The sequence below is a fragment of the Brevibacillus laterosporus LMG 15441 genome (genome assembly GCF_000219535.2).
Taxonomy (GTDB): Bacteria; Bacillota; Bacilli; order Brevibacillales; family Brevibacillaceae; genus Brevibacillus_B; species Brevibacillus_B halotolerans.
The window spans coordinates 90,173-102,930 of record NZ_CP007806.1 but is presented as its reverse complement, the minus strand read 5'-3'; the positions used below and the strand labels follow the sequence as shown (position 1 = coordinate 102,930).

Annotated in this window: 11 protein-coding genes; 1 reads left to right on the top strand and 10 read right to left on the bottom strand. The window is 42.3% G+C overall.

Features of this window, described 5'->3' with window-relative positions; all coding sequences use genetic code 11:
• Positions 1-201 precede the first annotated feature (201 nt).
• Entirely contained in the window at positions 202-732 is a 531-nt protein-coding gene (locus BRLA_RS00490) for a PCYCGC motif-containing (lipo)protein (RefSeq protein ID WP_003333881.1), read from the top strand.
• Positions 733-893: 161 nt separating this feature from the next.
• Here BRLA_RS00490 and nadA read toward each other — a convergent pair whose 3' ends face one another.
• From nadA to spoIIE, 10 genes are all read right to left on the bottom strand, one after another.
• Complete coding sequence (nadA, locus tag BRLA_RS00485) at positions 894-1,838, bottom strand: quinolinate synthase NadA (protein ID WP_003333882.1); 945 nt, start codon at positions 1,836-1,838, stop codon at positions 894-896.
• Positions 1,839-1,939: 101 nt separating this feature from the next.
• On the bottom strand, positions 1,940-2,836 hold the full coding sequence (locus tag BRLA_RS00480) for a Cof-type HAD-IIB family hydrolase (protein WP_003333883.1): 897 nt from the start codon (positions 2,834-2,836) through the stop codon (positions 1,940-1,942).
• 69 nt (positions 2,837-2,905) lie between these two features.
• A complete protein-coding gene (gene ftsH, locus BRLA_RS00475) occupies positions 2,906-4,894 on the bottom strand; it encodes an ATP-dependent zinc metalloprotease FtsH (RefSeq protein WP_003333884.1) in 1,989 nt (662 codons plus the stop codon).
• Positions 4,895-4,976: 82 nt separating this feature from the next.
• Positions 4,977-5,516 (bottom strand): hypoxanthine phosphoribosyltransferase, encoded by a 540-nt coding sequence (gene hpt / locus BRLA_RS00470; RefSeq protein WP_003333885.1) that lies wholly within the window; start codon positions 5,514-5,516, stop codon positions 4,977-4,979.
• A 13-nt stretch (positions 5,517-5,529) separates the two neighbouring features.
• Complete coding sequence (gene tilS / locus BRLA_RS00465; RefSeq protein ID WP_003333886.1) at positions 5,530-6,960, bottom strand: tRNA lysidine(34) synthetase TilS; 1,431 nt, start codon at positions 6,958-6,960, stop codon at positions 5,530-5,532.
• Complete coding sequence (locus tag BRLA_RS00460) at positions 6,923-7,387, bottom strand: threonine/serine exporter family protein (protein WP_003333887.1); 465 nt, start codon at positions 7,385-7,387, stop codon at positions 6,923-6,925. The genes tilS and BRLA_RS00460 overlap by 38 nt, the downstream gene beginning before the upstream one ends.
• Positions 7,388-7,401: 14 nt before the next feature.
• Positions 7,402-8,154: a threonine/serine exporter family protein gene (locus BRLA_RS00455; protein WP_003333889.1), complete on the bottom strand. Its 753-nt coding sequence runs from the start codon at positions 8,152-8,154 to the stop codon at positions 7,402-7,404.
• Positions 8,155-8,167: 13 nt separating this feature from the next.
• Positions 8,168-9,127: a serine/threonine protein kinase gene (locus BRLA_RS00450; protein WP_003333890.1), complete on the bottom strand. Its 960-nt coding sequence runs from the start codon at positions 9,125-9,127 to the stop codon at positions 8,168-8,170.
• The gene (locus tag BRLA_RS00445; protein WP_081476731.1) at positions 9,087-9,893 is read right to left on the bottom strand and encodes a VWA domain-containing protein; all 807 of its coding nucleotides are present in this window, start codon (positions 9,891-9,893) and stop codon (positions 9,087-9,089) included. Before BRLA_RS00445 ends, BRLA_RS00450 begins: the two co-directional genes overlap by 41 nt.
• 29 nt (positions 9,894-9,922) lie before the next feature.
• Positions 9,923-12,406: a stage II sporulation protein E gene (spoIIE, locus tag BRLA_RS00440; protein ID WP_003333892.1), complete on the bottom strand. Its 2,484-nt coding sequence runs from the start codon at positions 12,404-12,406 to the stop codon at positions 9,923-9,925.
• Between the last annotated feature and the right edge of the window lie 352 nt (positions 12,407-12,758).

Below are 12,758 nucleotides of genomic sequence, written 5' to 3'. Positions count from 1 at the left end.
CCTCCATGCTTTCTTCTTTTGTCTGTATTTGTTGTTTATGTCTTACGATATTATTATAATTCGTAATCATTCCTATTTGCCTCTCTCATTATACTTATATGCGAGTAGTTTGTAAACAAGAACCATTACGATTTAATAGTATCATCTACAGCCTGAAGAATGGATTATGGTATAATCAAGGGAAAATAAGGGGGAATTTACGTGAAAATAGTAAAACTATTGTCTATCTCACTCCTTGGTATCGTATTGCTCACAGGATGCACTAATGGCAGTTCGGTAGAAACCTCTTTATCTTCTCAGGCTATAAACCAAGAACAGACTCCTGACGCACCCCATACGTCACACGCACCTAATGGCGATCTACAGGAAGTAACCCATTCTATCTCCACTCTCCCAACTTTTTTGGATACGGTTGACCCAAATATTAAAGCTGTTTATCGTATCGCAGCGGATCATAATGACCTGCTTCAATCTATTCCCTGTTACTGCGGATGTGGAGAGTCTGCCGGTCATCAACACAATGGAAACTGCTTTATTAAAGAAGTGAAGGAAGACGGCTCTGTCACATGGGACGATCACGGCACTCGTTGCAAAGCATGTATGGACATAGCTATTACTTCTGCAAAAATGATGCAGGAAGGTAAAACTAAGTTGGACATCCGTACATATATTGACGAAAACTTTAGCAAAGGCTATGCAGACCCGACACCTACTCCTATGCCGACTGCATAAGCAATCAAACGTTTACGATCCTAAATGAATGCTTTCTACAAGATTATTCTCACTATCAAAGGTAAATCGAACAATATTTCCCAATCATACAAAAAAAGTCTACGCTTCTTTAGCGCAGACTTTTCTTTTTTCAGCATCTATGATTTATCTTACCTTTAGGATCAGCCAGGTGCTACCTCCAGCATACGTTCCAACGAAGCTCGCGCCGCATTTGCCACATGCTCGGGAACATAAATTTGCGGTTTTAAGGTCTCTAACGCTTCTACACACTTTTTCAATGTATTTACCTTCATATTGGGACAGACCAAATATTTAGAGGCAAAATAAAACTGTTTCGTTGGACTCTCTTTTTCCAGCATATATCTTGTTCCGTCTTCCGTTCCAATGATAAATTCTTTTTGGTTCGATTCCTTACAGAACTTCAGTATTCCAGTAGTGGAGCCTACATAGTCTGCCAATGCAACAATCTCTGGACGGCATTCAGGATGTACTACGACAAGCGCCTCTGGGTGCTCTGCCTTCATCAGCATGATATCCTGCACAGATAACTGGTCGTGTGTGTTACAGTACCCTTCCCAAATAATCATTTTTTTGTTTGTGAATTGTGACACATAGTGACCCAAATTTTTATCAGGAACCCATATAATCTCGTCACTATCTACCGACTCGATAACCCTTTGTGCATTGGAGGATGTACAGCAGATGTGTGTTTCTGCCTTCACATCAGCCGAGGTGTTGATGTAAGCGACCACTTTTGCATTGGGGTGTTGAGCTTTGACTTTACGCAATCCTTCCACGTTAACCATATCAGCCATTGGGCAACCAGCTCGTTCATCAGGAATGATCACCGTTTTGTTGGGATTGAGAATTTTTGCACTTTCACCCATAAAATGCACACCACAAAATAAAATCACGTCTGCTTCTGTTTCTTTTGCCTTTTGTGCTAGTCCAAAGGAATCTCCAATAAAATCAGCTACTTCCTGAATCTCTGGACGTTGGTAAAAATGAGCTAAAATAATGGCATTACGTTCTTTTTTTAGCTGAAACAATCGTTCTCTTAATTCGGCATTGCGTTGCTCCTTCTTCTGTAGAGCTAAAGCTTCCATACCCTTACCCCCTGCCAGGTGATGTAGACGATTTCGGCGCTATTGTACTGTCTCCGTCAGCTATTTGTCAATTAGCAAGGGGTGGGCCAACTGTAAAATGATTACTGATTCCGGAGCATATATTCACGAATAAAGCATGCCACCCCATCTTCACAGTGGTGCTTTGCCATATATCTCGCTAGCTTTTTAACCTCATCCTCGGCATTTTCCATTACAACTGGGTGCCCCACATGAGACAGGATTTCAAAGTCATTCATTGCATCCCCGAATGCTGCAATTTCCGTTGCAGGTACATTCCATTTCTGCATAAAGGTTTGTAAGCCGATCCATTTACTTAACCCAAGTGGAATCACTTCCATATTAAACGGTCCAGAGCTAGTTAAACTCACTTTTCCAATAAACTCTGCCGTCTGTTCACGCAGCCATTCCAGCACACTCGTATCCTTATGCCAAAAGAACATTTTGCTAATCACAAACTCTCCTGAAGCAATGTTATGTAAAAGCTCATCTTTAGGCATAAACTTCGCTAATTCATTATAGGAAAATTGACGATTGGCATATTCACGCTTTGTGTGCTCTAAGGTAATCCCCTCTGTAATGAACGGTTCTGAGAAGAGCATCTGTCCAATACGTTCTTTGTCTTCATCAACCATCCAACGATTGCTGTTCTGGTCATGAACCTCATAATAAAGATCTTTTTGTCTGCCTATTTCTACAAGAGAAATAATAACTTCTTTCGGTAATTCAGCATATTTTAATAATGTTCCATCCTCTGCAAACAAAGCGGCCCCATTACTGCACACATAACCATCAAAAGGGTAGTAGTCTGATGCAATACGAGCTGATACAAACGGTCTGCCTGTAGATAGCAAAAGCTTTACCCCTTGCTGTTGTAATTCTTCGCATGCCTTCCATGTTTCTCGGGAAATTTTTGCTTCGCCATTTAACAAGGTTCCATCCATATCAAACGCTACGATTTTACAATCTGCTACACTCATGCTGATCCCCCCACTGTTGTCATTGACAAAATATCATCGAGAAAAAAATAAGAGCACCATCCGGCGCTCTTATTTCGGTTCTTGGTTATCAGGATGGTCTACTGTTTCATCCGTTTTTGTAGCTTCTGGTTTTGGTTCTTGGTTGAGTTTATCAATGGTTACTTGATTAACTGGCTCTTCAGGCTTGGATTGAATGTTTACTACAACATCCTCCCCAGGTTCTTTATCCAGCTTGCCGTTTTCAATGATCTGTTTGATCTGTTCAGCATCAAGTGTTTCCACGCGAAGCAAGGTTTGTGCAACCGCTTCTAACTGATCTCCATATTGAATCAACAAGTCCTTACAACGTTGATATTGTTCATTAATGATCCGTTGCATTTCTTGGTCAATTTCGTAAGCGATTTGTTCAGAGTAGTTACGCTCGTGTCCAATGTCGCGTCCCAAGAATACTTGCCCTTGAGATTGACCGAATTGCATTGGTCCTAAATTACTCATACCATATTCGGTAATCATGCTACGTGCAATTGCTGTAGCACGTTGGAAGTCATTATGCGCTCCAGTAGAGATATCGCCTAGAACCAATTCTTCCGCAACACGCCCACCAAGCAGACCCACAATTTTATCTTCCAGATCTGTTTTGGTAGCAAAGAAGCGATCCTCTTTTGGCAGCATAACGGTATATCCGCCTGCTTGCCCACGTGGGATAATCGTAACTTTGTGTACCATATCAGCACGTTTTAAATGGTATCCAACAATTGTATGACCTGCTTCGTGATAAGCTACTAGACGACGCTCGTCTTCGCTTACGACACGAGATTTCTTAGCAGGACCAGCGATGACGCGGTCAATCGCTTCATCTACTTCTAGCATGTTGATTTGCTTCTTATTTTTACGCGCTGTAAGCAATGCAGCTTCATTCAACAGGTTCTCAAGATCAGCACCTGTGAAGCCCGGCGTACGGCGAGCAATGATATCCAGATTCAAGTCCTCGCCTAATGGTTTGTTACGTGCATGCACCTTCAGAACTGCCTCACGACCACGTACATCAGGGCGATCCACCGTAACTTGACGGTCAAAACGTCCCGGACGCAATAAAGCTGGGTCAAGAATGTCAGGTCTGTTGGTTGCTGCAATCATGATAATTCCTTCATTTGCTCCGAAACCGTCCATCTCTACGAGCAATTGGTTTAGCGTTTGTTCACGTTCATCATGACCACCGCCAAGACCAGCACCACGTTGGCGACCAACGGCATCAATTTCATCAATGAATATGATACACGGAGCATTTTTCTTTGCATTTTCAAATAAATCACGTACACGTGATGCCCCAACCCCGACAAACATCTCTACGAAGTCAGAACCTGAAATGCTAAAGAATGGCACGCCTGCTTCACCAGCAACAGCACGTGCAAGCAATGTTTTACCTGTACCTGGAGGACCTACTAAAAGTACCCCTTTAGGTATACGGGCACCTACGGCAGCAAATTTGCGTGGGTCCTTTAAGAATTCTACGACCTCTACAAGCTCTGCTTTTTCCTCATCAGCACCAGCTACATCTTCAAATGTAACTTTTTTCTTTTCGTCGTTATATAACTTCGCCTTGCTCTTACCGAAGTTCATAACTCGGCTTCCGCCGCCCTGTGCCTGATTTAACAGGAAGAAGAACAAGATAAAGATGATCACGAATGGAATGATAGAAGTTAGGAATGTTAGCCAGATGCTGTTACCCTCTGCTGGTTTATACTCCACCTTATTAATCTTCTTAGCATCAATCTTATCATTGATCAGTTTAACTAGTTGTTCATCATAAATCGGTGCATTGGTATAGAATGATTCCTGACCGGCTGGAGTTGGTTTGAGCTTACCCTCTACCCGATATGTACCTCCCTCAACACGAAGAGATGCCTCTGCAATGTTGTCTTGATTGAGGTGATTACGTAGCTCCTGATAAGAAATTGGAGCCATCTTATCGGTTCCGGAGAGGACAAAATTCACAATCCCTACCGTGACAAGGAAAATCAGTAAATAGAAACCTGTATTCCGAAAAAAACGATTCATTGCTTACCTCCTCTCACGAAAAAAGACACTTCCATTATTTTAGCATAGAGTAAAACCCATTCACAACCTAGCTAGCTCTTGTCTATTTCGAATAAACTTCAGGTTTTAGAACACCGATATAAGGAAGATTGCGATAGGTCTCAGCATAATCCAGACCGTAACCAACCACAAACTCATCAGGAATAGTAAAGCCACTGTAATCAGGAGAAATATCTACCTTACGACGCTCCGGTTTGTTTAGTAGCGTTACTACTTTCACGGACGCAGCATGACGTTGCTTTAATAGCTCTACCAAATGGCTTAACGTCAAACCACTGTCCATGATGTCTTCCACAATTAGAACATGACGATTCTGAACAGTTGTATCTAAATCTTTCAGAATACGCACAACACCAGAGGACTCCGTACTGTTGCCATAGCTAGATACTGCCATAAAATCCATCTCGCACTTAATATCCATCTCACGCAAAAGATCAGCCATGAAAACAACGGCACCTTTTAAGATACAAATAACCAACGGATTTTTATCGCGAAACTCATCTGCTAAGATTTTACCCAGTTCTTTGACTTTCTGATCAATTTCTTCCTTCGAAAGCATAATTTCTTTTATATCATTATTCATATGTAACCTCCTGCTACTCTTCTCTGAAATCCGCCTGTATGATAACAAATGCACGGGATTTCTCATGTATCATGGCATGCGTCGATCGCTTTACTCCAGGTATCCAAATAATTCGGTCCCCGACTACTAAGATAGGAATTCGATCACGCCTGCTTTTTGGTACTTTTTCATCAATAAATAGCTCCTTCAATTTTTTACTGTAGCAATGCCCAGCCGTACCGAGTTGAATACGGTCACCCGGCATTCTACTGCGAATGATGCAGTCGCCTACCAAGGCATCGGCGTCACATACAGCACTATAAGGAGATAAAGATAACAGATCTGGTAAATCAGTTAATGAATCATACCGTTTTGTATGTATGAACATTCCCGCCTCTTCTATCCATATCGTACCAGGTATGGTAATAGGGTATGAATACGGCTGGGAAAAATCATGAGCAGTGGCTTTTTGCCTACGAAAACATACCTGCTCATAGACCCTCTCTACAAAAATATGGGAGGGTAGATGTAGTACAGCAGAAGGATTTTCCTCGAAAATGATACGCAAAACGGCCTCCACATGCTGCAGAGACCACTCCGTTTCAGTTGTGAGATAACTTAATATTAGAGGAATCATTCTCCTTTGTAAAGCAAGGTCAAAAGTTTTTAAGCACTTCCTATCTAGGATAATTTTGTCAGATTCCTGCTTTACAATTATCCTATTTAGCGCCTCTTGACTCAGCTTTTGCAGGTAGTCGTCATCCACTCTGGCCATCTCTGCTAGCTGAAGCACGTGTTCTCTGTATCTTAGGTTTACTTGTTGTAAATGAGGTGTCACCTCGTGCCGTAATAAGTTGCGTTTATATTTGCGCGAATCATTGCTGCTATCGTGTCTCGGTTGCAGGTTATTCGCCTCACAGTAAGCTTCTAGCTCCTCGCGAAAAACATGCAGAAGCGGACGAACCAACTCGATTTGCTCTGCATGAAGCCATCTGCGTTGCGGCATGCCAGTAAATCCATGTAGACTAGTACCTCTCATCATGCGAAACAGAATAGTCTCTACCTGATCATCAGCATGATGGGCAAGCGCTACTTTAGTAGCCCCTACTTCTTTTGCTACTTGCCGGTAGTATTGATAGCGTAATTCACGACTTGCCACTTGCGGTCCTTGACCGGTTTCCTTCATTATTTCAGGCACGCTTTCATAGAAGGAGTAGCACTTAACTCCTAATGTATGACACAAGTCCTCCACGTATGCGGCATCTTGGTCAGACTCTTCTCCACGAAACCCGTGATTCAAGTGAACAGCGTACAACTTCCAACCGTACTGATATTGTTCATTCATTTTGCTTAAGATATGCAACAGCGCTGTCGAATCTACTCCGCCAGAAACGCCTACCACAATCGATTCATGTGGCAAAAGCAGCCTATCCTGCTCCATTCGCTTTTGTACCTTTTCGTACATAACGTGCCTCGATTCCTTTCCATAGAGAGAAGATGGAGAGACCAAGAATTAAACCTGAAGCAATAGCCCCAGCCAGCATCATCGTCTTGACCCCAAGCGTAATTCCTTCCAAGTAGTCAGCATTAATGAACGCTAACATCGATTTATAAGCAGTCGAACCTGGAACTAATGGAATAATTCCCGCAATACTAAAGTTAGTAGAAGGAACACGCATCTTTACAGAAAGGATTCGGCTGCTCAGCGAGATAAATGTTCCCGCTGCAAAAGAAGAAAGCGTAAGCTCAGCTCCAAACATCGGCAGTATTTTATAGATATTCCAACCCATCAGTCCAATTAAACCTGCAAAAAGAATGGTGCGTTTTGGTGCATTAAACAACATAGCATAGGCAATGGTAATAATAAAACTTAACAGCATTCCCAGCAACATGTGCCTAATCCCTCCTATAATGACAAGACAGCTGCGGCCGCAACAGCTACGGCTAAAGCGGTTAGGCCTGCCTCAACTCCTCTCGCCATTCCGGCAACCAAATCGCCTGCCATTAAATCACGCACAGAGTTCGTCAAAGCTACACCTGGAAACAAAGGAATCATCGCTCCTATAATCATAACACCAAGATGCAGATGATTGGGAAAAAGCCATGAAGCAATTAACGTAAACATTCCTCCTAAAAAAGAGGCTGATAATTCGGCAAAAAAGGGTATTTTAAGAAAGCGATACAAATAATTAGCGCTGGCAAAGACGATTGCTCCTGCAATAGCACTGGGGAAAAAATCAAGAAAAGTCCCACCAATCAAAACAGCAAAAGAGCCGCTGCCTATACCAGCCGCTAGATTTAACACTCGATCTGAAAATTGAAAGCGCATTCTCTGAATCTCTTCTAATTGAATATGCGCTTCATCCAAGGTAATCTCTCCCGACACAAAGTGACGAGATACCTGATTGACCAACGTTACTTTGTTCAAATTGATCGTTCGGTCACGCATTCGAATCATTCGGGTACGATCCACACCATTATTATCTTTAAAAGAAAAAGTAATACTGGTCGTCGTCACGGAGCTATGGACGCTTTTCATACCTGCAGCATGTGCAATATGAGTCATCGTCTCTTCTACACGATACGTTTCCGCTCCATTACGAATCATAATCTCCCCAGCTAAAAGGCACGTCTCCATCACATAATTATTGGACGTCATGTAGAATGATCCCTCACATCCATACATAATACAACGAGCCAGCAAGCAAAAGCATAGAGGCTACAAAGATTCCCCCAATAATTTTGCTTCCTATTCCTTCCCCAGGCTTCTTGGTGTTGGGTACATCTCCCCTCGTTTCTGACTTTTGTCGAAACGCTTGCAAGAGTTCAGCTTTCATGTGAAGAGCTGTTGGATATTTCCCATCCAATGCCTTACCTAATACGGGGCGGTAAGGAGCTAACAATTCGTTGTCCCGTATTATATCATAAAGCTTTTGAACATGTCGCCCTGATACCGGAAGTGTTGCCCATTTCTCTTTTTCAATAGTAAGCTTAATCATCATGATGGCTAATGAAAACAGATCATATGTAGCATCAGCCTTTCGATCTCCCGCTTGCCAGGTAGCCCGATCATACTCTTCTGTAAATTGACGTACGGCATGACCCGACTTGGTTACCCCGCCAAAATCAATTAAACATACCTGCTTACCAGCCTGTACAACAATGACATTCTCTGGCTTTAGATCACCAAATACATATCCAAGCTCATGAATGATTTGTAAATGAGACAGGATTTGTGTGCACAACAAAATAAGCCACTCTTTGCCTACTCTCTTCAAGCTATGATCCAATCGTTCCCCTTCAATGTATTCCATAGCATAATAGGCATACACCTTGCCTTTTACAATCATATCATCTACATCATATATGTTTGGCCCAATTTTTTGGTTATGAGATTGTAAACTTTTGAGGACGTTTGCTTCCATTAATAAATCAATAGAATCGGCACCTAATTTAATCGCTACCTTTTTACCTTCATGAAGAACTAGGTAGACAACACCATTGGCTCCTCTACCTAGTTCTTTTACCACTGAATATGTTTGATGGTGCCATTTTCCCGTAAAATAATGGGGAGCATCGGGTAACAAGGAATTAGAATACATGGTCTTGCAAATAACCGTCATCTTCTTCATTCGCTTTTTTCTTCGTACGGTAGCGATCCGCTAAAGGTTTAGGGAGCTCCACGTGTTCAAACAAGGCAATTGCTTCCGTAATGGCCGGACCCGTCGGAGTAATTCCGCTCATCGTTAAACCAGCCGTTAATTCGTATGCCTTTTCGATTTGATCCGTCCAGGGAATACGTACTTCAAGGTGCTTTTCTTTCCCAGGAAATGAACAAACGGCCATTCTGCTACTCCCGCTGCGGGAACGTAGGCTAATGCTAAAATCATAGATAGCTTGCTGTACAGCTGACATTTTATTTTTCATGGATGCAGATGTATCAACGATCATAACCACTTCCAAAGCACTCTGTTCGCCCAATTCATCTACCATGCCTGCCACCTGCATTCTCTTTTCAGGAGCAAGACCTTCCAATTCAGCACCGCCCAAAATATGCTTTAATTCTTTGTTCACCACATGTTGAATGGTTCTAGTCATCGCTTTTCGCGTTAACATTTGGACAGTTTGGGCTAGCTGGGCAGGATAAACAATATCGCTTAGTCCTCCCCCCGCTTGAGCCATTTCACGGATTTCCTGTTCCCCTTGCTCACCCATTTCATGCTTATCTACCACTCCAATCACATTTACTGTGATACCTTGTTCTCTGGCTAAGGTTGCAGCAGCAATCGGGCTTATTCCTACATTGGAGCAGCCATCTGTCACAACCAAAATCTGACGAAGCGTCGCTGGCTTTGCCATACAGATACCTCCCCTTTCTTGGGTAGCATTTTTTACCATTATGGGCGAGGGAGGAAAAAAACATACCTTTAACTTACTACACGCGGCCGCTCCATCTTCTCCATTCCCGAGACCTGTATCGCCGACCATTGTGGTACAAATCGATCAATCCGAGCGACTAGAACCGTCATGTCATCTACAATTTCACCACAATGCTCTCTAATCACTTTTTCTAACAGCAAGTCAGAAATTTCTTGAGGGTCTTCTGTTTCAAGTTGCGAGATTAATCGCTTCATCCACATCGGTCTATTTTCGATATGGCGGGGAGCCTCAAAAATCCCATCTGACATCATGATTAATAGATCACCTGCCTTTAGATTTCTTGTTACGATATCTACTTCAATATCTTCTAAAATACCAACCGGCAAATTATTGGCCGATACCATGAACACATCATTTCCTCGCTTAATAAATGAAGGGGTGGAACCAATTTTAATAAACCGCGTCATTGCCGTTTGTAAATCAATAACTGCCAAATCCACTGTGGCAAACATTTCATCAGATGAGCGTAATGCCAAAACGGAATTTACTGTTTTAATAGATAATTTTTCATCCAATCCCGATTTTAAGAGCTGTTGCAGCATGTCCAATGCTGATTGACTTTCCAGAAAAGCGCGTTCCCCATTTCCCATTCCATCACTGATCGCCACAGCCACCTTTCCATTTCCTAAATCCATTGTTTTAAAGCTATCTCCCGACAGTAATTTGCCGCCTTTAGCAGCTCCTGCCACTCCAATTTCAATTTCATAGGTTTTGGCTGAAGCCAGACACATTTTGCAATGCTGATCCTTAAAGGCTTCACAGTGTCTCTCCTTCACAATGATGTTCTCTCCTAAAACCTCGGTAAGCATCGGAGCCACAATCTTGGCGCATTCATCCCTCCCATAACAACTAGGCTGACTGATTTCTATATCCACCTTCCCTTCTTCTAAGCTATGAATATCTACACGTCTTACGGATAGTCCTAAACCCTCCAGCGCTTTTGAAACCTGCTTCTCTTGCAGGCTTAGCGCAACTCCTTCCCGTTGGATTTCCCGTGCAAAATCACTCATGACTCGTGATACCCCCGATAATTGATCAGCTACCAGCTTACGACTATCCTGAATTTGTTTTTTTAATTGATTATGTTCAATCATCTGGTGGTACTCTTGCTCCATATTTTGAATTACTTTTTCTGTTTTCACGCATTTCTTTTCCCACTCCTTTGGTATAGTTGCACCTTCCATCGTCCCATGCTCAAATACCGTAATCAGCATGCTACTCATCGCATCGTAGGTCATTTGAGTATCTCGTTCCCAGCACTGCTCCTTTTTCCAGCAAAGCTGACATGTCCTCTCCGCCACTTTGCTCAAATAAAGGTCTACCTCCTCCTCTTCTACCCCATTTTTGATTTCGGCTGTTTGAGCAAATGAATGGGATAACTCGGTAAATAAATCGGAAAACTGTTGAATTTTACCTGCTGTCATGTCACGTATTCGCCGCATGTATTCCTGATGAGATTGTGTATGCTCTGAGGTCCCCGGAATGAAGCTGGCTACTCTTTTCCAAATAGAAGCCGGCGTTAATAAAAATAGGAAAGAGGCGATCGAGGTCTCTACTAAAGAGAGATACAACCCACTGTGCGCACCGCCATAGATGCCTAGAATTGAGGTTCCAATTAAGAGTCCAGCTACTACACCTATTTTCCCTCCCTCTTTTAAGAGTCCAGCTAATAATCCGGCAAAAGCGAGTAAACTAATTTGTTGTAAGGCACTCACGTCAGCTAAACTGAGAATGAGCCCGGTAACCACCCCCACTGCGGCCCCGACCGTCCCTCCTCCAACAAAAGCGAATAGCAGTAGAAAATAGCGTGACAGGATATGCTCCATGGAGATTCCTTGTATGACCCAACCCACTGTTCCCGTCATTAAAGAAGCTAATAGAATAACCAGACATATAATTTCTTCTGTTTTTAATGGCTCAAATGGTTTATTTATGTGAATAATGGATAAAGACTGAATAAAAATAAGTGTTAAGACAAAGCTGAGAATGGCTTCAACCGCAATCATAGTTACACTGTATGTGTTGACCTGACTCTGAATAACCTTACCTAACAGATGGCTAGCAAATACGGTCCCTACAACCATAAATGGAGTATAGGAAAAATCTTTTCGTTTCCATTTCTCCGCAATACGGCAAACAACAGCAGCAAGTATGATACTAAGCAACGTCTGCATGCCTAGAGGTATTGAGTGAGCTAATGAGCCTGCCAGCATGCCCAATGAACTTACTAGCAACGTATCCCTGCGGAGAAAGTACATCACGATGAAGTAAGGAACAACAAAAGGAGATAATTCATCAAGAATAAGAGCTCTTCCTAATAAAAAACCCATAGTAAGTGAAAGAATATGCCATTTTTTTAGAAAAGCAGCAACTTTATCACCGAAGCTCCCCAGCGTTTGTGATACTTGATTAGATAGTTGTTGAGTAAAAGGATTAGCATTCGGAGAAACTACTTGGCTTTTATTGAACATGGACTAGCACCACCCATTTGAGTTTTGTGTACCCAATTATACGAATGGATAGTTGTAAATTTTGTCAAACGGTAGAGGCATATTCCTAAAATCGTCCGACAAATTCAAACGTATCTCGTTTATTTATTTGATGGTTCATGGATTTATGCCCAAGGCAATACGATTTGATTGAAGTACCTGTCGAGGATTGAATAGAAGATATTTCTTTATCGCTTTAAAACATTAAAGAAAGGAAATAAAAAAAACCGACGTCTTGCGTTCAACGTCGGCCATCAGGTGATTCGCGCTCGGCGAAACGGGCTTGTTATATTATATTCGCCATTTGTTTAAAATGACCTTCCTCTTTTTAAAA

Bases quoted from the DNA above. Each gene is read 5' to 3' on its own strand.
- nadA (WP_003333882.1), bottom strand. From the start codon at position 1,838: ATGGAAGCTTTAGCTCTACAGAAGAAGGAGCAACGCAATGCCGAATTA.
- BRLA_RS00480 (WP_003333883.1), bottom strand. From the start codon at position 2,836: ATGAGTGTAGCAGATTGTAAAATCGTAGCGTTTGATATGGATGGAACC.
- ftsH (WP_003333884.1), bottom strand. From the start codon at position 4,894: ATGAATCGTTTTTTTCGGAATACAGGTTTCTATTTACTGATTTTCCTT.
- hpt (WP_003333885.1), bottom strand. From the start codon at position 5,516: ATGAATAATGATATAAAAGAAATTATGCTTTCGAAGGAAGAAATTGAT.
- tilS (WP_003333886.1), bottom strand. From the start codon at position 6,960: ATGTACGAAAAGGTACAAAAGCGAATGGAGCAGGATAGGCTGCTTTTG.
- BRLA_RS00460 (WP_003333887.1), bottom strand. From the start codon at position 7,387: ATGTTGCTGGGAATGCTGTTAAGTTTTATTATTACCATTGCCTATGCT.
- BRLA_RS00455 (WP_003333889.1), bottom strand. From the start codon at position 8,154: ATGACGTCCAATAATTATGTGATGGAGACGTGCCTTTTAGCTGGGGAG.
- BRLA_RS00450 (WP_003333890.1), bottom strand. From the start codon at position 9,127: ATGAAGAAGATGACGGTTATTTGCAAGACCATGTATTCTAATTCCTTG.
- BRLA_RS00445 (WP_081476731.1), bottom strand. From the start codon at position 9,893: ATGGTAAAAAATGCTACCCAAGAAAGGGGAGGTATCTGTATGGCAAAG.
- spoIIE (WP_003333892.1), bottom strand. From the start codon at position 12,406: ATGTTCAATAAAAGCCAAGTAGTTTCTCCGAATGCTAATCCTTTTACT.